The following is an 18570-nucleotide window of genomic DNA, read 5'->3' as shown; positions in this document are numbered from 1 at the left end:
CCATGTCAGGCCGCTTGTATATCATTGAAACGTGCTGGATCGCTCGGGGGACACGTACCTCTATCTTCAGATCAGCGAAGTCCTCAAGTCACGCATAACCGGCAAGCTCTCCCCAGGGGATCTCGTGATCAGCGAGGCGGGGATCCAGCGGGAGTTCCGGGTGGCCCGGACCACGGCGCGCCGGGCGATTCGGGTGCTGCGCAACCAAGGGCTGGTCCACACTCGCCAAGGCGAGGGCACATTCGTCAGCTCCCCCGGCGAAGGGGCCGAGCAGATTCCGCTCTACCAGCAGATCGCCGACGAAATCAGGAAACGCATCAAGGCCGGCGAGCTGGCCGCGCACCGGCCGCTGCCGCGCGAGGTGACGCTGGTGCGCCAGTACGGCGCCGCCCGCGAGACCGTACGGCGGGCCATAGCGCTGCTGCGGGAGCAGGGATGGGTGTTCACCGTCCCGCACCGCGGCAGTTACGTCGCGCCCGAGGAGCGCCGGCCGCCTTCCTGATCCACGACGCGAAACCACAGGCACACCACCATGGTCGAGTCGTCCACCTCGTACCCCTGGCTCTTCCAGTAGCGGCGGTGCCCCTCGCGCCAGTGTTCCACCGAGCGGAAGCCCTCGCCTTCGGCCTGGGCGAACTCCCAGGTGACCGCCGCGAACGGGGTCAGCTCCACCCGCGTCATCTCTATCTCGGCCACCCGCGCACCCGCGTCGTCCACGAGGACCAGGCGCTCGCCGACGTGCTCCACCTCCTCCCCCTCGGCGTGGTAGTCGAGGGGCAGCAGACCGGCCGTGGCCGTTTTCTCGCCCGCCAAAGTAAGGTCGGTCAACTGGGTACGGAACTCGCCGGGCGTGCCCAATTCCAGAACCCTGAGTCCGTCGATGCGTGGCCACATAGGACGCATATTAGAAGACCGGGATGATGTCCTCCGGATCGATGAAGTCCACTTCTACGCCTTCCAGGTCCAGCTCGGGAATGGCGGGGAAGGCGATGCCCCAGCGTTCCACGATCGCGCGGATCCTGGCCATGGCCACGCGCCAGTTCTCCGCCTGTTCCTCGTAGGACAGCACGCCCAGGCCCGCCTGCCTGGCGTGGTCCATGAGAACGCGGTGGTTGGGCAGGAAGTACGGCGGCAACTCCCAGAAACCCCCGGGCGGCTCCCACAGAATCATGCTGAGGAACACGAAGCCCGCTCTGAGCTGGCGGGTGATGAGGGTGCGGGTCTCGTCGGTGAGCCCCGGCCATTCGTTCTCCAGAATGGTCATGCAGATTTGCAGATGGCGGGACTCGTCCCTGCCTATTCGCTGGAACATCTCGCTGAAGACCGGATGTTGCGTGCCCGAGGACATTCCTCTGAACAGCGTCGAGGCGGCCATTTCCCCCATCATGAAGCTGGTGAAGAGGACCGGCAGCGAATATTTGCCGACGGCGGAGGTGTAGCCGGTCCAGTAGCGGCCGCCGTTGTGATAGAGCCAGCCGATGTTGTTGTGGGCGGCCCTTTCGAGATCGTCCGATGGGGTCCAGTCGAGCGGGCCGCCGGGCCACAGTTTGGCGATGGTGCGCTGGCAGCATTCCTCGTGGTTCATCTCGTCACGGGTGATCGAGAAGAAGCACTTCCTGACCGGGTCCTCTTCGTGCTTTTCGAAGGCCTGGATCGTGGCGCGGGCGAACACCGCCGGCCCCGAAGCGTCGAAGTTCGCCAGGACCGCGAACCAGTACATGATTCCCAGCCGCTGCTCCCGGGTGAAGTCGTCCGGGTCCAGGCCGTCCCAGGGCAGGTCGGCCGGGTTCCAGACCACGCGCTTGGACTTCTCGTAGATCGCGGCGAGTTTCTCGGTCTCTACCCGCCACTCCATGGGATAGATGTTGGGCTGCGGGATCTCCGGCGCGGGCCAGAAGCCGCCCTCTGGGATTGTGAGGTCCGCCATTGGTGTGACACCTCCTCTCCCATCCTGCGTGCAGGCGTCACGCCTTTCAAGTACGGGCACGCTGGGTGACGGCCACGCACACGAGCACGGCCAGTGCGGTGGCCACCGTGGCCGGGCCGAACCGCTCCCCCATCAGGAACCAGGCCCAGAGCAGGGTGAGGAGGGGCTGGGTGAGCTGGGTCTGCCCGGCCCGGGCGATGCCGCCCCGCGCCAGACCCGCGTACCAGGGGATGAAGCCGAGGAACATCGAGATCAGGGACACGTACGCGAAGCCCGCTATCGCGTGGGGAGTCGGGGTGATGGGGGTGAGGAGGGCCAGCGCGACGGTCACGGGGACGGTGAGGGGGAGCGAGAGGACGAGGGTGTGGGAGATGACCTGCCAGCCCGGGGTCCGCCTGGACAGCCGCCCGCCCTCCGTGTAGCCGATCGCGGCCGACAGCAGCGCGCCCACCAGGAGCAGGTCGGGCCAGGTGGGCGTGCCCTGGTGCTGGGTGAGCGTGAAGGCCGTGATGGCCAGGGCGCCCGCCGCGCAGGCCACCCAGAAGAGGGGACGGGGGCGTTCCGCCGCCCGGACGACGGCGCAGGCGGCGGTGGCGGCCGGGAGGAGGGCTATCACGACGGCGGCGTGCGACGTGCTGGCGCCCAGGGCCAGGGCCAGGCCGCTGAAGACGGGGAAGCCGAAGACCACACCCAGCGAGATAAGCGCGTACGACGGCCAATCACGCTTTTGCGGAATTATCGGGATTTTTGCAAATTTAAGGCAAATCAGCGCGATAAATCCGGCTACGCCTGCGCGGCCGATCGCCACCAGCCACGGATGGAAGCCCTCCATGGCAAAAACGGTGGCGGGGAAGGAGCCGGAGAAGGCCAGAACGCCCAGGAAAGCCAGCGAGGTGCCCTGCGCGGCGCGATCCAGAACGGGAGGGAGTGCTACTCCATCAGGAGCAGTAGCGCTATTCTGTCTCTTCATGGACAACGATAGCAGTATCGCCCAGATCGCCGCGATACTGCGCGAAGAGGCCGGCCGGGCGGGGCCCGGGGCGCGGCTGCCGTCCAGCCGGGAGATCATGCGGCGGCACAACGTCTCCCCCGTCACCGTGTCCAGGGCCATCGGGCAGCTGGCCGCCGAGGGCAGGGTGGTCGCGCGGCCCGGCAGCGGGGTGTTCGTGACCCCTCAGATGGCCGCCGCGCAGGAGCCGGTCGACCTCTCGTGGCAGACGGTGGCGCTCGGGGATCGGGTGGTCGACGAGGAGCCCGTGGCGACGCTGCTGGGGGCGGCGGCCGAAGGGGTCGTACCCCTCACCGGCGGGTATCTGCCGGCGGGCATGCGGCCGGACAGGCAGCTGGGGGCCGCGGCGGCGCGGGCGGTGCGCAGGCCGGACGCGTGGGCCATGCCTCCCCTGGCGGGGCTTCAGGAGCTGCGAAGGTGGTTCGCCAGGCAGACCGGGGGCGACGTGACCGCGGCCGACGCGCTGATCGTGAGCGGGGGGCAGGCGGCGCTCACCCATGCGTTCCGGGCGCTGGCGGCTCCGGGCACGCCGGTGCTGGTCGAGACGCCCACCTACCCGGGCGCGCTCGCGGCGGCCAGGGCGGCCGGGCTGCGGCCCACGGCCGTGCCCGTCGACCGGGACGGCGTACGTCCTGAGCTGCTGGCCGAGGCGTTCGCCGTTACGGGGGCGAGGGTCTTCTTCTGCCAGCCCACCCTGCAGAACCCGACGGGGGCCACCCTGCCGGTGGAGCGCAGGGAGCAGGTGTTGCAGGTGGCCAGGGCGGCGGGGGCGTTCGTGGTCGAGGACGACTTCGCGCGGTACCTGACCGAGCAGGCGCCGGCATCCCTGGCCTCCATGGACCAGCACGGCACCGTCGTCCACGTGAGATCGCTGACGAAGATCCTGTCGCCGAGCATGCGGGTGGCGGCCGTGATCGCCAGGGGGCCGGCCGCGCGCCGGCTGCGGGCGAGCCAGCTCGTGGAGTCGTTCTTCGTGGCACGGCCGCTGCAGGAGACGGCGCTGGAGTTCGTGGGGTCGCCGGCCTGGCAGCGGCATCTGGCGGCCGTGCACAGCGAGATCAGGACCAGGCGCGACGCTCTCGCGGCGGCGCTCGCCACCCACCTGCCACGGGCGGAGGTGCACCTGCTGCCCATCGGCGGGATGCACCTGTGGGTGCGCCTGCCCGCCGAGGTCGACGAGAACGCGCTGGTCGAGGCCGCCAGGCGGAACGGCGCGCTGGTGAGTCCGGGCAGGCTGTACTACCCGTCGGAGCCGCCGGGGCCGAGGATCCGGGTGACGCACATCGCCGCCGCCCATCTGGCCGAGTTGCACGAGGGGGTGCGGCGACTCGCCGTGGCGTTGGCTGAGGTGACTCGAACCGGCTGAGGAAGCTCTGGGCGAGATCGGCGGCGAAGAGGGGTTCGCGTCGTCTCCAAGGGTCAAACACCGATACGGTGTAACTCGTGCCTTGTGGCATGGACGGCAGGCGAAGGAGCGGGCCGAGATGGCAGACGTAGGCGTCCGGGCGGCCCGGCGCGAGGATGTGCTCCAGGTTGCGAATTGTCAGATCCGCGCCTGGCGCTATGGCTATCGGGATTTCCTTCCCGAGGGGCCACTCGAGCAGATGACAGGCGCGGCGGCCGAGAAGATGTGGCTGCGCCAGTGGGACGAGGCGATCGTGGCCCCGCCCACCCCCAGGCACCGGGTGCTGGTGGCGGTGGAGACCATCCTCGACACCGAGGGCTTCCCTGCCCTGGGCGCGGGTGGCAGCGCCGCCCTGACCACCCCGCGGGGTGGCGAACGCGTGGTGGGGCTGGCCTCACACGCTCCCGCCGAGGATCCCGACCTGGATCCCACCGTGGTGGCCGAGATGCTGACGCTGCTGGTCGACCCCGATTTCGTACGCCGGGGCCACGGCAGCCGGCTGCTCAACGCGACCGTCGACTACCTGCGTGAGGACGGCTTCCGGCAGATCGTCACCTGGGTGTTCGCCGACAACTACGCGGTGCTGGGCTTCCTGGAGTCGGCCGGCTGGGGCGAGGACATGGCCGAACGCGTGCTCGACATGGGCCGTCCGATCCGGATGATCAGGCTCACGACGGACATCAGCTAGAGGACGAACGACAGACATGGCAACCCCTGGCCAGTGGATCGCGGGCGCCCGCCCGCGCACCCTCCCGAACGCCGTCGTGCCCGTCATGGTGGGCACGGGCGTGGCGATCGGCGAGGGCGGCTTCGTGTGGTGGCGGGCGGTCCTGGCGCTGTTCGTGGCGCTGTCGCTGCAGATCGGCGTCAACTACGCCAACGACTACAGCGACGGCGTCCGCGGCACCGACGACCAGCGGGTCGGCCCGATGCGGCTGGTGGGCTCGCGGGCGGCGAGCCCCCGTGACGTGCTGGTCGCCGCGCTGGGCTGCTTCGCGGTCGCGGCGGTGCTGGGGCTGATCCTGGTCGTCGTCACGCGGGCGTGGTGGATCCTGCTGGTGGGAGCGGCGTGCATCGCGGCCGCCTGGTTCTACACCGGCGGCAAGCGCCCGTACGGCTACCGCGGGCTCGGCGAGATAGCCGTGTTCGTGTTCTTCGGGATCGTCCCCGTGGTGGGCACGGCATATGTGCAGACCGAGTCGCTGAGCTGGCCGGCGTTCTTCGCCTCGATCCCGGTGGGGCTGCTCTCGTGCTCGATGCTCGTGGTCAACAACCTGCGCGACGTCGGCACGGACGGCCAGGCCGGCAAGCGCACGCTGGCCGTGGTGCTGGGGGCCGAGCGCACCCGGGCGCTCTATGTGGCCTGCCAGGTGGTGCCGTTCGTGGTGGCGCTGGCGATGATCCCGGTGACGCCGTGGGCCGCGCTCGTGCTGCTGGCCGCGCCGCTGGCGATCCCCCCGATCAGGACCGTGCTGGGCAAGGCCGTCGGCCCCGCGCTGATCGCGGTGCTGCAGCAGACGGGCAAGCTGCAGATGGCGTACGGGCTCCTGTTCGCCGTGGGGCTGGCGATCGTCTTCTAAGCTTGGGCGTGTGAAGGACTTCATCGCGGGACTGCCCAAGTGCGAGCTGCATCTGCACATCGAGGGCACACTGGAGCCCGAGCTCAAGTTCGAGCTGGCCGGTCGCAACGGCCTGGAGCTGCCGTACTCGTCCGTCGAGGAGATGCGGGCCGCCTACGCCTTCGACAGCCTGCCGTCCTTCCTCACGGTGTACTACGAGGGCATGCAGGTCCTGCGCACCGAGCCCGACTTCTACGACCTGGCCATGGCCTACCTGCGCAAGGCCGCCGAGCAGAACGTCCGCTACGCCGAGATCTTCTTCGACCCGCAGGCCCACACCTCTCGCGGCGTGCCGTTCGACGTGGTGATCCGCGGGCTGCGGCGGGCGCTGATGGACGCGGAGGCGCGTCTCGGGGTGCGGGCGCAGCTCATCATGTGCTTCCTGCGTGACTTCCAGGCCGAATACGCGATGGCGACGCTGCTGGAGTCGCTGCCGTACAAGGAGTGGATCGCGGGCGTGGGGCTCGACTCCGACGAGAAGGGCAACCCGCCGGTCAAGTTCGCGGCCGTGTACGAGCGCGCCAGGCAGGAGGGCTACCTCCTGACCATGCACTGCGACGTCGACCAGGAAAACTCGATCGAGCACATCCGCCAGGCCGTCGAGGACATCGGCGTCAACCGCATCGACCACGGCGTCAACATCCTGGAGGACCAGCGGCTCGTGGAGGTCGTCCTGGAGCGGGGCATGGGGCTGACCTGCTGCCCGATCTCCAACGGCTACGTCACCGACTCGATGAAGGCCGAGGGCATCCGCAAGCTGATGGACCTGGGCGTGCGCGTGACGATCAACTCCGACGATCCCGCCTATTTCGCCGGTTACGTGGGGGAAAACCTCGAGGCGCTGCACGGCGCGCTCCAGCTCAACCGCGAGGAGCTGGCCCAGCTCGAACGGAACGCCTTCGAGATCACCTGGCTCCCCCGGCACCTCAAGGACGCCTATCTGGCCGAGGTGGACGCGTACGTCGCCGCGACCGGCTGACCAATCCTCAATCGGGAAACGGGAAAGCGGGAAAGCGGGAAATGGTCACGGCGCACGAAAGTTAAGCTGACGCGGTGCCCGGTCAATGTGCTCCCCAAAAGGGAATGTCATGGTGAATTATGCCCGCATAAGTCGGGATTTCTCCGCTCTGGGTGTTAAGCCGGGGCAGGTCGTGCTGCTGCATTCCTCACTCAGCAGCATCGGCCGGGTCGAGGGCGGGGAGCACACGGTGGTCGCGGCCCTCAGGGAGTCGCTGGGTCCGGACGGCACGCTCACAGTCCCCACCGGCACCTCGGCCAACTCCGACACCTCTCCGGTCTACCGCGCCGCCGTGGCCGGGATGACGACGGAGGAGATCGAGGCCTTCCGGTCGAGGATGCCCGCCTACGACCCCGGCTCCACCCCGTCCGTACGGATGGGCCGGATCCCCGAGTGCGTCCGCACCGCACCGGACGCCCGCCGCAGCGCGCACCCGCAGACGTCCTTCGCCGCCGTGGGCCCGCAGGCGGCGCACATCATCGGGGATCACGCCCGCGACTGCCTCCTGGGCGAGCGATCTCCGCTGGCCAGGCTCTACGAGGCCGGCGCACTCGTCCTGCTGCTCGGCGTCGGCTACGACAGGTGCACCGCGTTCCACCTGGCCGAATACCGCTGCCACCCGGACCCGCCGCGCCGCAGCTACCGCGCCGTGGTGGACGACGGGGAGGGGCGGGCGTGGTGCGAGTTCGAGGATGTGCGGGTGGACGACAGCGACTTCGCGCGCCTGGGGGCCGACTTCGAGCGGGCCGTTGACGTACGGTGTGGGCCGGTCGGCGCGGCGCAGGCCCGGTTGTTCCCGCTGGCCGCCGCCGTCGACTACGCCGCCGCCTGGTTCGCCGCCAACCGCACGCCCTCCCCCTGATCAAAGCCTGCCTAGTGGCGCATCACCACGCGGGGCGCGATCTCGATGCCCAACTCCCGCTCGTGTTCCACCAGCGCGCGCAACTCCGGGCCCCACTCCTCCTCGGGCAGCACCGAGAAGCCGTGCCGCGTGTACCACGGCGCGTTCCAGGGCACGTCGCGGTAGGTCGTCAGCGTCACGGCAGGCGCTCCGGCGGCCCGCGCGTGGTCGAGCACCGCCGCGACCAGCCGCCCGCCGATGCCCTGGCGCATGTGGCCGGGATGCACGGCGAGCTGGTCCAGGTGCAGGTTGCCGTCCACCCACCCGATCAGCGCGAACCCCGTGGGAGGTGTCCCCTCGACCAGGACCCTGAGGGGGTCGTCGACCTCTTCGATCATGGTGGTGCCGGGCGGGAAAACGATGTCGACCTGCTCGAAGAGCTTGTCCGCCGCCAGCTCGATCGCGGTCAGCCCGGGGAGCTCATCTGTTTCGGCCCATCGCACCATGCCGACACGATCTCATGGTGGAGCCGGATCCCGCCGCTCATATTTTAATGTTGATGATCGTAAGGCCCGGCTGTGCGGAGCCGGAACCCTCTCCTCACGACGTGCCCGCGACCGTACGGTTGTGGGCACGTCGTGTGCGGCCCCAACCGAGGTCGCTGGCGAGGTCCCTGCCGAGGTCAGGAAGGTCAGAGGTCGAGGAGCGGTTCGAGGCCCACGGTGAGGCCTGGGAGCTCGCGTACGCGGCGCACCCCGAGCAGCACGCCCGGCGTGAACGACGCCCTGGTCATCGAGTCGTGCCGGATCGTGAGGATCTCGCCCTCACCGCCCAGCAGCACCTCCTGGTGCGCGATGAGCCCGGACAGCCGCACGGAGTGCACGGGGACACCGCCGACGTCGGCCCCTCGGGCGCCGTCGAGCGCCGTGCTCGTGGCGTCGGGCATCTGGCCGAGCCCCGCCTTGGCGCGCGCCTCGGACACCAGCTCCGCCGTGCGGCGGGCCGTGCCGGACGGCGCGTCGGCCTTGTTGGGGTGGTGCAGCTCGACGATCTCGACCGACTCGAAGTAGCGGGCCGCCTGCTGCGCGAAGTGCATCATGAGCACGGCCGCGATGCCGAAGTTGGGCGCGATCAGGCAGTGGGTGCCCGGTGACTCGGCCAGCCAGCCGCGCACGGTCTCCAGCCGCCCCGCGTCGAACCCGGTCGTGCCCACCACCGGGTGGATGCCGTGCCGGATCGCCCATTCGAGGTTGCCCATGACGACATCGGGATGGGTGAAGTCGACCACCACCTCGGCGCCTTCGAGGCCCTCGATGGGGTCGTCCTTGTCGATCGCGGCCACCAGCTCCATGTCGGAGGCCGCCTCGACCGCCTTGCACACTTCGACGCCGACGCGCCCGCGGGCGCCCAGCACACCTACCCTGATCACAGGCCAACCCTATACCAGCGGGAAAACCCGCCCATGGGACCGCCGGCTCACTGTCGTGGCCGTTCAGGACCCATGTGGCGGGTTCATCCTTACGGGCGGACGGCCTCGGTGAAGTCCTTGTCACCGTACGGGCCGATCACGGCGAGCGTGAGCGGCCGCTTGAGCACGTCCCGCGCCACCTCGTCGATCTCGTCGGGAGTGACCGCCTCGATGCGGGCCAGCACCTCGTCCACCGACATCAGCTCGTCGTAGACGAGCTCGTTCTTGCCGATGCGCGACATGCGCGAGCCGGTGTCCTCCAGGCCGAGCACGAGCCCGCCGCGCATCTGGCCCTTGCCGCGCATGATCTCGTCGGCGCTCAGGCCGTCGGCCACCACCCTGGACACCTCGTCCCGGCAGATCTTGAGCACGTCGTCGATCTTCGACGGCAGGCAGCCCACGTAGATCCCGAACTGGCCGGTGTCGGCGTAGGCGGAGGTGTAGCTGTAGGCGGAGTAGGCCAGGCCGCGCTTCTCCCTGATCTCCTGGAAGAGCCTGGACGACATGCCGCCGCCCAGTGCCGCGTTGAGCACGCCCAGCGCGAACCTGCGGTCGTCCGTACGGGACAGGCCGGTCGTGCCGAGCACCAGGTTGGCCTGCTCGGTCGGCCGGTCGAGCACCCGCACGCCGGAACGCATCTCGGCCCCGGGACCGCTGGTGCGCGGGGCCGCGAACTCGGCCGGGCCGCCCAGCGCGCCCGCCCGCTCGTACGCCCTGGTGACCAGCTCGACGACCTCTTCGTGCCGGATGTTGCCCGCGACGGACACGACCGTGCGGCGGGGCCGGTAGTAGCGGTGGTAGTACTCGGCGATCCGCTCGCGCCCAAGGGCGTTGATCGACTCGACCGTGCCCAGGATGGGCCGGCCGATGGCCGAGTCGCCGTAGAGCGCGGCGGCGAACTGCTCGTGCACCACGTCAGAGGGGTCGTCGTCGTGCATGGCGATCTCTTCGAGGATCACGCCGCGCTCGGACTCGACGTCCTCCTCGGTCACCAGCGAGCTGGTCACCACGTCGGCCAGCACGTCGACCGCGACCGGCAGGTCCTCGTCGAGCACGCGTGCGTAGTAGCACGTGTACTCCTTGGCGGTGAAGGCGTTGATCTCACCGCCGATGCCCTCGATGGAGGCGGAGATCTCCATGGCGTCGCGCGTCGGGGTGCCCTTGAACAGCAGGTGTTCGAGGAAGTGGGTGGCCCCCGTGTGCTCGGGGGCCTCGTCACGCGAGCCGATGCCGACCCACATGCCGACCGCGACGCTACGCACGGTCGGCATGGTCTCGGTCACCACGCGCAGCCCACCTGGGAGGACGGTGCGCCTCACCACCCCGGCTCCGTCCCGGCCGGGGTGCAACGTGGTGGTCGTCACGAGTTCCGGTCGTCCCCGTCGGAGCTGCTGCCACGCGTGCGGACGCGGGTGCGGGTGCGGCGGGGCCGCTCCGCCTTGTCCTCGGCGGGCGCGGCGGCGGCCTCCTCGGCCTGCGGGGCCTCGGCGTCGTCGTCGCCCTCGGCGGCGGGAGCGGCGGCCGCCTTCGCCTCCTTCTCCGCGGCCTCCTTCTCGATGACCTCGACGGGCACCAGCGAGAGCTTGCCCCGGGCGTCGATCTCGGCGATCTCGACCTGGATCTTCTCGCCGACGCTCATGACGTCCTCGACGTTCTCGATGCGCTTGCCGCCGTGCAGCTTGCGGATCTGGGAGACGTGCAGCAGGCCGTCCTTGCCGGGCAGGAGCGAGATGAACGCGCCGAAGGCCGCGATCTTGACGACCGTGCCGATGTAGCGCTCACCGACCTCCGGCATGTGCGGGTTGGCGATGGCGTTGATCGCCGAACGGGCCGCCTCGGCCGACGGGCCGTCGGTGGCGCCGATGTAGATCGTGCCGTCGTCCTCGATGGTGATCTCGGCGCCCGTGTCGTCCTGGATCTGGTTGATCATCTTGCCCTTCGGGCCGATGACCTCGCCGATCTTGTCGACCGGGACCTTGATGGTGATGATGCGCGGCGCGGTCGGGTTCATCTCCGCCGGAGAGTTGATCGCCTCCTGCATCACGTCGAGGATCGCCAGGCGCGCGCCCTTGGCCTGCTTGAGGGCGGCCGCGAGCACGCTCGCGGGGATGCCGTCGAGCTTGGTGTCGAGCTGCAGGGCGGTGATGACGTCCTTGGTGCCGGCGACCTTGAAGTCCATGTCGCCCATGGCGTCCTCGGCGCCGAGGATGTCGGTCAGGGTGACGTACGTGTCGCCCTCACCGATCAGGCCCATCGCGATGCCCGCGACCATCTCCTTGAGCGGCACACCCGCGTCCAGCAGCGCCATCGTGGACGCGCAGACCGAGCCCATCGAGGTGGAGCCGTTGGAGCCGAGCGCCTCGGAGACCTGGCGGATGGCGTACGGGAACTCCTCGCGGGTCGGGAGCACCGGGATCAGCGCCCGCTCGGCCAGCGCGCCGTGACCGATCTCGCGGCGCTTGGGCGAGCCCACCCGGCCGGTCTCACCGGTGGAGTAGGGCGGGAAGTTGTAGTTGTGCATGTAGCGCTTGGTCCGCTCAGGGTTGAGCGTGTCGATGACCTGCTCCATGCGCAGCATGTTGAGCGTGGTGATGCCCAGGATCTGGGTCTCGCCGCGCTCGAACAGCGCCGAGCCGTGCACCCGGGGCACCACGTGGACCTCGGCCGAAAGGGCGCGGATGTCCTTGGTGCCGCGGCCGTCGATGCGGATGCCCTCCTTGACGACCCGCTCGCGCATGAGCTTCTTCATCACCGAGCGGAACGCGGCGGAGATCTCCTTCTCGCGCCCCTCGAACTCGGGCAGGAGCTTCTCGGCGGCCAGCGCCTTGACCTTGTCCAGCTCGTTCTCGCGCTCCTGCTTGCCAGCGATGGTCAGCGCGGCGGTCACCTCGGTCTTCACCGCGGCCTCGACCGCGGCGTAGACGTCCTCCTGGTAGTCGAGGAAGACCGGGTATTCGGCCGTCTCCTTGGCCGCGACCTGCGCGATGCGCGACTGGGCCTCGCACAGCACCTTGATGAACGGCTTGGCGGCGTCCAGGCCCTGGGCGACGGTCTCCTCGGTGGGCGCGACGGCCCCGTCGGCGACCAGCTTCAGCGTGTCCCTGGTGGACTCGGCCTCGACCATCATGATCGCGACGTCGCCGTCCTCGAGCACGCGGCCCGCGACGACCATGTCGAACGTGGCCCGCTCCAGCTCGTGGTGCGTCGGGAACGCCACCCACTGGCCGTCGATCAGGGCGACGCGCACGCCGCCGATCGGGCCGGAGAACGGCAGCCCGGCGAGCTGGGTGGACAGCGACGCGGCGTTGATCGCCACCACGTCGTAGAGGTGGTCGGGGTTGAGCGCCATCACCGTGGCGACGACCTGGATCTCGTTGCGCAGACCCTTGACGAACGACGGGCGCAGCGGCCGGTCGATCAGGCGGCAGGTGAGGATCGCGTCCTCGGAGGGACGGCCCTCACGCCGGAAGAACGAACCGGGGATGCGGCCCGCGGCGTACATGCGCTCTTCGACGTCGACGGTGAGCGGGAAGAAGTCGAAGTTCTCCTTCGGGGACTTCGACGCGGTGGTGGCTGAGAGCACCATCGTGTCGTTGTCGAGGTAGGCGACGGCGGAGCCAGCCGCCTGGCGCGCGAGACGACCGGTTTCGAACCGGATCGTGCGCGTGCCGAATGAGCCGTTGTCTATGACGGCTTCAGCGGTGTGGACACCCTCCACGGGGGACCTCCTTGTGGTCGGTCTCCCGCGCCCTTTTTCTCACCGGCACCCTCGTTAGGTGCAGCGCCGGTCTTCGATCGAAGCGCCCGGTCTCACTGTCAAATTCCTACCGGAAGCCACTACCGAGGACCGGCCCGCAGGCGTCGCGGGTCGCATGGTGCTGAACGGACGCGGGGGCTGTGTGTCTCGGATCTTCAGTTGTAGGTCAGATGTGACAACGTATCCACATCGCCACATATCCGACCATATGGCTCTACCCATATGAGAAGGGAGCGGCGCGTTCGCCGCTCCCTTTCATGCTATCGGCGCAGGCCCAGCCGCTCGATGAGCGAACGGTAGCGCTGGATGTCGACCTTCTGCAGGTACTTCAGCAGGCGGCGCCGGCGACCGACGAGCAGAAGCAGGCCACGACGGCTGTGGTGGTCGTGCTTGTGCGTCTTCAGGTGCTCGGTGAGCTCGCTGATGCGCTTGCTCAGCAGTGCGATCTGCACCTCGGGCGACCCGGTGTCGCCTTCGGCCGTCGCGTATTCGCCGATGATGGACTTCTTGGCAGCGGTGTCGAGGGACACGGCTCTCCTTTGAGCTACGGGCACGCGTGAACGATGATGAAAGATGCGAACGACCGTGCGTGCCTACAGTCGCCGCGTGAAGGCCGTCATGGGCAGCGCGCAGCGGCGCCGCTACTGAGCCGACATGCAAGGTTACCACTTCACGCGCAGTGCTCGGGCGCTCCTTTCCCGGGCTTTAACCGCGTCGCGATTTCGCGGATTTTCAGCTCGTGAGGCGGCGGGCGGCGTCGACATCGGCGTGAATCTGCTCGATCAACGCGTCGATGGAGTCGAATCGCGTGTTGCCACGTAGCCGGGCGTGGAATTCGACCGCCACATGCACCCCGTAAAGCTCTAGATCATCCCGATCAAGCGCATAAGCCTCGACCGTCCGCGGCACTCCCTCGAACGTCGGATTCGTACCGACCGAGATCGCCGCCGGCCACCGCTCCCCCTGGTAGAGCGCGGGCAGATTGGCCATCGCCACGCACTCCAGCCACCCCGCGTAGACCCCGTCGGCCGGGATCGCGGTGTGCTGGGCGGTCTCGACGTTCGCCGTCGGGAAGCCGAGCTGGCGTCCGCGCTGGTAGCCGCGTACGACGACGCCTTCCACCCGGTGCGGCCGCCCGAGCTGCTCACCGGCGCCCTCGACGTCGCCCGTGACGATCCGCGCGCGGATCGAGGCCGAGGAGACGGCGTCGAGCAGGGGCACAGCCTCCACCTCGAAGTCGTACTTGTCGCCCAGCGTCCGCAAAGTCTCGACGTCCCCGCTGGCCTCGTGGCCGAACAGGAAGTCCTCGCCCACCACGACGACGGCCGCCGCCAGCCGCTCGGCCAGCACGGCCTGGACGAAGTCGTCCGGGCTCGTCCGCGACAGGTCGAGCGTGAACTCCACCACGTCGATCTCGTCCACCCCCAGCCCGGCCAGCAGTTCGGCCCTGCGCCGCGGGCTGGTGAGCCGCAGCGGATGCGTCCCGGGCCGCACGACCTCGTCGGGGTGCGGCTCGAACGTGACGGCCACGCTGCGCAGCCCCCGCTCGCGGGCGATGGCGACAGCGCGTTCGACCACCCGCCGGTGCCCGCGGTGGACCCCGTCGTACACGCCGATGGTGACGACAGACCTTCCCGAACCCTGCACGCTAGGCCCCATTCGCTTGTGGCGGATCAATCCCCCACAAGCCTGCCACGCGCGTCACCGTTCGCTCCAATCGAGGGCGATAGGATCGGGCATCATGCCTCGTTACGCGCTTCTGATCCTGCCTGCCTTCAACCGGGTCTACGGGGAGAGCTCCATCCGGCTGACCAGGAGTGAGCTGGCGGTCTTCAGCAGGTACGGCTTGGACGGGAAGGTCCTCGCCAGCGAGGAGACCACCATCGGCGGTGTGCCGTATGTGACTTTCGAGACATCCGAGCCGCTGACGCAGCCGGATATTTCTCTTTTGTCGAATCTTTCCTCTGTTTATGCGATTTTCGGGGTTGAAGGGGAGCTGCTCCGGCCGCTCTCCATGTCGTCGCTCGACCGGCTGAGCAGCGACCTGATCACCATCCAGAAATACGCCGGCAAGACCAACGAGCACTTCACCAAGCTGCTGCTCAACGTCACCCTGCTGGCCGGGGCCAAGGGGCTGGGCGAGCGGCTCTCGGTCTTCGACCCGCTGTGCGGGCGCGGCACGACGCTCAACCAGGCCCTCATGTACGGCTACGACGCGTACGGGCTCGACGTCGACGGCAAGGACTTCGAGGCGTACTCCGGGTTCATCAAGACCTGGCTGCGCAACAAGCGGCTCAAGCACACCGCCGAGACCGTGCCGGTGCGGCGCGAGCGGGCCCTGGTCGGGCGGCGGCTCAACGTCACCTTCGGGCTGTCGAAGGAGGCGGTCAAGGCCGGCGACGTGCAGCACCTGGCCGTGGTCAACGCCGACACCCTCAAGAGCAGGGACTTCTTCAAGCCGCGTTCGTTCGACGTCCTGGTGACCGACACCCCGTACGGGGTCCAGCACGGCAGCAAGGGCGGCGGCGGGCTGTCGCGCAGCCCGATGGAGCTGCTGCGACAGGCCGTGCCCGGCTGGGCCGAGCTGCTGCGGCCCGGCGGGGCCATGGGGATCTCGTGGAACACCTACGGCGGCAAGAGCTCGGAGCTGGCCCAGATCCTCGAGGGGGCGGGGCTCCAGGTGATGGACTACCCCGACTTCGAGCACTGGGTCGACCAGGCGATCGTCCGCGACATCATCGTCGCCCGCAAACCCGTATAACCCCTTACGAAGCCCTCAGAGGGGTCTAGGAGACGAAGACGGCGAGGGGCTTGGCCACTCGGCCCTGCTCCTCCATCAGCGCCAGCAGCTCGCCCTCAGGCCCGAACACGCCGATCGGCCCCTTGCCCAGCCCGGCGGCCGCCAGCCGTCCCCCGTGCCCGATGACGCGTGCCTCCTCGGCCGTCACGTCCCGGCGCGGGAAGGCCGCCGCCACCGCCTCGCCGATGGGCAGGATCACGCACTCCTCGGTGAGCTGGTCGATGGTCCTGGCCAGCGACAGGCCGTAGGGCCCCACGCGGGTGCGCCGCAGCGCCGTCAGATGTCCTCCGACCCCGAGCGCCGCGCCCAGGTCGCGGGCCAGCGCGCGGATGTAGGTGCCGCTGGAGCAGGTCACGACCGCGTCCACGTCCACGACGTCGTCGTGCGCCCGGATGTCGAGCACGTCGAACGTCCGCACGGTGACGGGCCGGGCCCGCAGCTCGACCTCTTCGCCCGCGCGGGCCATCTTGTAGGCGCGCTGCCCGTTCACCTTGATGGCGCTCACCTGCGGCGGGATCTGCATGATCTCCCCGGTGAGCGCCGCGACGCCCTTGTGGATCTCGGCCGCCGTGACGCCGGACGCCGGGGCCGTGGCGGTGACCTCGCCCTCGGCATCGTCGGTGTTCGTGCTCACGCCGAGCCTGATCGTGGCCTCGTACACCTTCTCGGTCAGCGTCAGGTGGCCGAGCAGCCTGGTGGCCTTCTCCACGCCGACCACCAGCACGCCCGTCGCCATCGGGTCGAGCGTGCCCGCGTGTCCCACACGGCGGGTGCCCGCGATGCGCCGCATCTTGGCCACCACGTCGTGGGACGTCCACTCGCCCGGCTTGTCGACGATGATCAGCCCGCTCTCGACCATCCAACCTTCCCAAGTTCGCGCCGGAAGGCGTCCATGGTCGCCTCCACGGTCTCGTGCGAGGTGTAACCGGCCGCGTTGTGGTGCCCGCCGCCGCCCAGGGCCGCGCACGCGGCCCCGACGTCGGCCTTGCCCTTGGATCGGGTGGACACCTGCCAGTCGCCCTGGTCGTCCTCCTTGAGCACGACCGCGACCTCGGCCTCGTCCGTGCGCCGGACGATGTCGATGATGCCTTCCAGCTCCGCGTACGGGAGCCCGTGCGCGGCCCGGTCGACCCGCGTCACGTACGTCCAGACCAGCCCGTCCTCCAGCGCCGCCCGGTCGAGGGCGGCGGCCAGCACCTTGAGGTAGCCGAACGGGGAACGGTCCCACAGCTCACGGGCGATCTCGTCGGTGCGCAGCCCGGTCGCCACGAGCCTGGCCGCCATCTGGTGCACGGCGGGCGTGGTCGAGGAGTGCCGGAACGACCCCGTGTCGGTCACCAGCCCGGTGTAGAGGCAGACGGCGATGTCGCGGTCGAGCCCTCCGCCGAGCCGGTACATCAGCTGCTCGGCCAGCACGGCCGTCGCGGCGGCCGTGGAGTCGATGAGGCTGAGCGTGCCGAACCCCTCGTTCGAGGGGTGGTGGTCGACGACGATGACCTCTCGGGCCCTGGCGGTGTTCTCGCGCAGGAGCCCGAGGCGTTCGAACGTCGAGACGTCGAAGGTGATCATCAGCTCCGGCGCCGCCGGATAGTCCGCCGGCGGCACCAGCATGTCCTGGCCGGGCAGGAAGCGCAGCAGCCGCGGCACCACGAAGTGATGGTCGCCGAACGACGCGACGACCCGCTTGCCCAGCGACCGCAGCACGAACCCCACGGCCAGCATCGACCCGAGGGCGTCGCCGTCGGGCGTCACGTGACAGGCCAGCGCGATCTCGTCGGCCCGGCCGATCAGCCGCAGGGCCCGGTCCCATGCGGCCTCGGGGATCGCGCCGCCGGTGACCGTACGGGAGTCCGCACGGAACGGGCGATCCGCTCTGTCGCGCACGTCGGGCGTCACGCCTGGTCGTCCTCGCTCAGGTCCGCTTCGCCCTCCTCGGGCTTGCGGTAGGGGTCGGACTCGCCGGCGTAGGAGGCGTTCTCGGCCCGGCGCGCCACCTCCGCGTCCCGGGACCGGGCGGCGGTGATCAGGTCGTCGAGGTGACGCGCGGAGTCGGGCAGCGGGTCGTGCTTGAACGTCAGCGTCGGGGCGAAGCGCACGCCCGTCTGGCGGCCCACCTCGGAGCGGATGATCCCCTTGGCGCTCTCGAGGGCGGCCGCGCTGTCGGACCGCTCGGCCTCGGAGCCGTACACGGTGTAGAACACGGTCGCCTCGCGCAGGTCGGCGGTGACGCGCGTGTCGGTCACGGTGACGAAGCCCAGGCGCGGGTCCTTGATCCGGCGCTCCAGCATCTCGGCGACGATCTGCTGGATGCGGTCGGCGAGCTTCCGCGCTCGTGCGGCATCCACCATGTTCGCTCCCCCTCACGCACGATCTGACCGTGCAGTCGTTCAATCTTCGTCGTTGTAGAGCCGGTGCCTGGCCGACAGCAGCTCGATCTCCGGGCGGAAGGCCACCATCCGCTCGCAGGCGTCCATGATCTCGTTGCAGTTACCCGCGGAGGAGGAGACCACCGCGACGCCGACCTCGGCCCTGCGGTGCAGGTCGAGATGGCCGACCTCGGCCACCGCGATGCTGGGATAACGGCGCTGCAGCTCGGCGATCAGCGGCCGTACGACAGAGCGCTTCTGCTTCAGCGACCTGACGTCGCCGAGCAGGATGTCCAGGGTCAGAGCACCCACATACATCGTTGGTAACCACCGCTTGATCTGGTGTGGTGAACGCACGCC

Annotated in this window: 20 protein-coding genes; 7 read left to right on the top strand and 13 right to left on the bottom strand. The window is 69.4% G+C overall.

Features of this window, described 5'->3' with window-relative positions; genetic code table 11:
• Positions 1 to 31 precede the first annotated feature (31 nt).
• Positions 32 to 502: a GntR family transcriptional regulator gene (locus ACIHFD_RS16700; RefSeq protein ID WP_350724674.1), complete on the top strand. Its 471-nt coding sequence runs from the start codon at positions 32 to 34 to the stop codon at positions 500 to 502.
• Here ACIHFD_RS16700 and ACIHFD_RS16695 read toward each other — a convergent pair.
• The 3 genes from ACIHFD_RS16695 to ACIHFD_RS16685 are packed head-to-tail and all read right to left on the bottom strand — an operon-like array spanning position 466 to position 2897.
• Entirely contained in the window at positions 466 to 894 is a 429-nt protein-coding gene (locus tag ACIHFD_RS16695; protein ID WP_355201610.1) for an ASCH domain-containing protein, read from the bottom strand. The two genes, ACIHFD_RS16700 and ACIHFD_RS16695, sit on opposite strands and share 37 nt — an antisense overlap.
• A gap of 10 nt (positions 895 to 904) precedes the next feature.
• Positions 905 to 1927, bottom strand: a complete 1023-nt coding sequence (locus ACIHFD_RS16690; RefSeq protein ID WP_350724671.1) for a hypothetical protein — start codon at positions 1925 to 1927, stop codon at positions 905 to 907.
• A gap of 46 nt (positions 1928 to 1973) precedes the next feature.
• Complete coding sequence (locus tag ACIHFD_RS16685; RefSeq protein ID WP_350724669.1) at positions 1974 to 2897, bottom strand: DMT family transporter; 924 nt, start codon at positions 2895 to 2897, stop codon at positions 1974 to 1976.
• On the opposite strand from ACIHFD_RS16685, the gene ACIHFD_RS16680 reads away from it, so the two are divergent.
• From ACIHFD_RS16680 to ACIHFD_RS16660, 5 genes are all read left to right on the top strand, one after another.
• Positions 2896 to 4302: a PLP-dependent aminotransferase family protein gene (locus ACIHFD_RS16680; protein ID WP_397367620.1), complete on the top strand. Its 1407-nt coding sequence runs from the start codon at positions 2896 to 2898 to the stop codon at positions 4300 to 4302. The genes ACIHFD_RS16685 and ACIHFD_RS16680 overlap by 2 nt on opposite strands.
• 118 nt (positions 4303 to 4420) lie before the next feature.
• Complete coding sequence (locus ACIHFD_RS16675) at positions 4421 to 5029, top strand: GNAT family N-acetyltransferase (protein WP_192790985.1); 609 nt, start codon at positions 4421 to 4423, stop codon at positions 5027 to 5029.
• Positions 5030 to 5045: 16 nt separating this feature from the next.
• A complete protein-coding gene (locus tag ACIHFD_RS16670; protein ID WP_397367618.1) occupies positions 5046 to 5921 on the top strand; it encodes a 1,4-dihydroxy-2-naphthoate polyprenyltransferase in 876 nt (291 codons plus the stop codon).
• Between the two features lie 10 nt (positions 5922 to 5931).
• A complete protein-coding gene (locus tag ACIHFD_RS16665) occupies positions 5932 to 6939 on the top strand; it encodes an adenosine deaminase (protein WP_397367617.1) in 1008 nt (335 codons plus the stop codon).
• Between the two features lie 172 nt (positions 6940 to 7111).
• Positions 7112 to 7840, top strand: coding sequence for an aminoglycoside N(3)-acetyltransferase (locus ACIHFD_RS16660; protein WP_397367616.1), 729 nt, complete (start codon positions 7112 to 7114; stop codon positions 7838 to 7840).
• 11 nt (positions 7841 to 7851) lie between these two features.
• Here ACIHFD_RS16660 and ACIHFD_RS16655 read toward each other — a convergent pair whose 3' ends face one another.
• From ACIHFD_RS16655 to ACIHFD_RS16630, 6 genes are all read right to left on the bottom strand, one after another.
• On the bottom strand, positions 7852 to 8325 hold the full coding sequence (locus ACIHFD_RS16655) for a GNAT family N-acetyltransferase (protein WP_397367615.1): 474 nt from the start codon (positions 8323 to 8325) through the stop codon (positions 7852 to 7854).
• 185 nt (positions 8326 to 8510) lie between these two features.
• The gene (gene dapB, locus ACIHFD_RS16650; RefSeq protein WP_397367613.1) at positions 8511 to 9248 is read right to left on the bottom strand and encodes a 4-hydroxy-tetrahydrodipicolinate reductase; all 738 of its coding nucleotides are present in this window, start codon (positions 9246 to 9248) and stop codon (positions 8511 to 8513) included.
• Between the two features lie 89 nt (positions 9249 to 9337).
• Positions 9338 to 10651 (bottom strand): pitrilysin family protein, encoded by a 1314-nt coding sequence (locus ACIHFD_RS16645; protein ID WP_355201599.1) that lies wholly within the window; start codon positions 10649 to 10651, stop codon positions 9338 to 9340.
• On the bottom strand, positions 10648 to 13005 hold the full coding sequence (locus ACIHFD_RS16640; RefSeq protein ID WP_397367612.1) for a polyribonucleotide nucleotidyltransferase: 2358 nt from the start codon (positions 13003 to 13005) through the stop codon (positions 10648 to 10650). Before ACIHFD_RS16640 ends, ACIHFD_RS16645 begins: the two co-directional genes overlap by 4 nt.
• 299 nt (positions 13006 to 13304) lie before the next feature.
• Positions 13305 to 13574: a 30S ribosomal protein S15 gene (rpsO, locus tag ACIHFD_RS16635; RefSeq protein ID WP_185071789.1), complete on the bottom strand. Its 270-nt coding sequence runs from the start codon at positions 13572 to 13574 to the stop codon at positions 13305 to 13307.
• A gap of 202 nt (positions 13575 to 13776) precedes the next feature.
• Positions 13777 to 14703: a bifunctional riboflavin kinase/FAD synthetase gene (locus tag ACIHFD_RS16630; protein ID WP_397367610.1), complete on the bottom strand. Its 927-nt coding sequence runs from the start codon at positions 14701 to 14703 to the stop codon at positions 13777 to 13779.
• Between the two features lie 82 nt (positions 14704 to 14785).
• Between ACIHFD_RS16630 and ACIHFD_RS16625 the strand changes: the two genes are divergently transcribed.
• Positions 14786 to 15805 (top strand): TRM11 family SAM-dependent methyltransferase, encoded by a 1020-nt coding sequence (locus ACIHFD_RS16625; RefSeq protein WP_397367609.1) that lies wholly within the window; start codon positions 14786 to 14788, stop codon positions 15803 to 15805.
• 25 nt (positions 15806 to 15830) lie between these two features.
• Here ACIHFD_RS16625 and truB read toward each other — a convergent pair whose 3' ends face one another.
• Genes truB through ACIHFD_RS16605 form a run of 4 tightly spaced genes read right to left on the bottom strand, consistent with a single transcriptional unit; the run spans position 15831 to position 18528 of the window.
• Positions 15831 to 16703 (bottom strand): tRNA pseudouridine(55) synthase TruB, encoded by an 873-nt coding sequence (truB, locus tag ACIHFD_RS16620; RefSeq protein WP_397367608.1) that lies wholly within the window; start codon positions 16701 to 16703, stop codon positions 15831 to 15833.
• A complete protein-coding gene (locus tag ACIHFD_RS16615) occupies positions 16685 to 17740 on the bottom strand; it encodes a bifunctional oligoribonuclease/PAP phosphatase NrnA (RefSeq protein ID WP_397367607.1) in 1056 nt (351 codons plus the stop codon). Before ACIHFD_RS16615 ends, truB begins: the two co-directional genes overlap by 19 nt.
• Entirely contained in the window at positions 17737 to 18192 is a 456-nt protein-coding gene (rbfA, locus tag ACIHFD_RS16610; protein ID WP_350724643.1) for a 30S ribosome-binding factor RbfA, read from the bottom strand. Before rbfA ends, ACIHFD_RS16615 begins: the two co-directional genes overlap by 4 nt.
• A 39-nt stretch (positions 18193 to 18231) precedes the next feature.
• A complete protein-coding gene (locus ACIHFD_RS16605; RefSeq protein WP_350724641.1) occupies positions 18232 to 18528 on the bottom strand; it encodes a DUF503 domain-containing protein in 297 nt (98 codons plus the stop codon).
• Between the last annotated feature and the right edge of the window lie 42 nt (positions 18529 to 18570).

The sequence above is a fragment of the Nonomuraea sp. NPDC051941 genome, from assembly GCF_044593615.1.
This window is presented reverse-complemented; position numbering and strand designations above follow the sequence as displayed.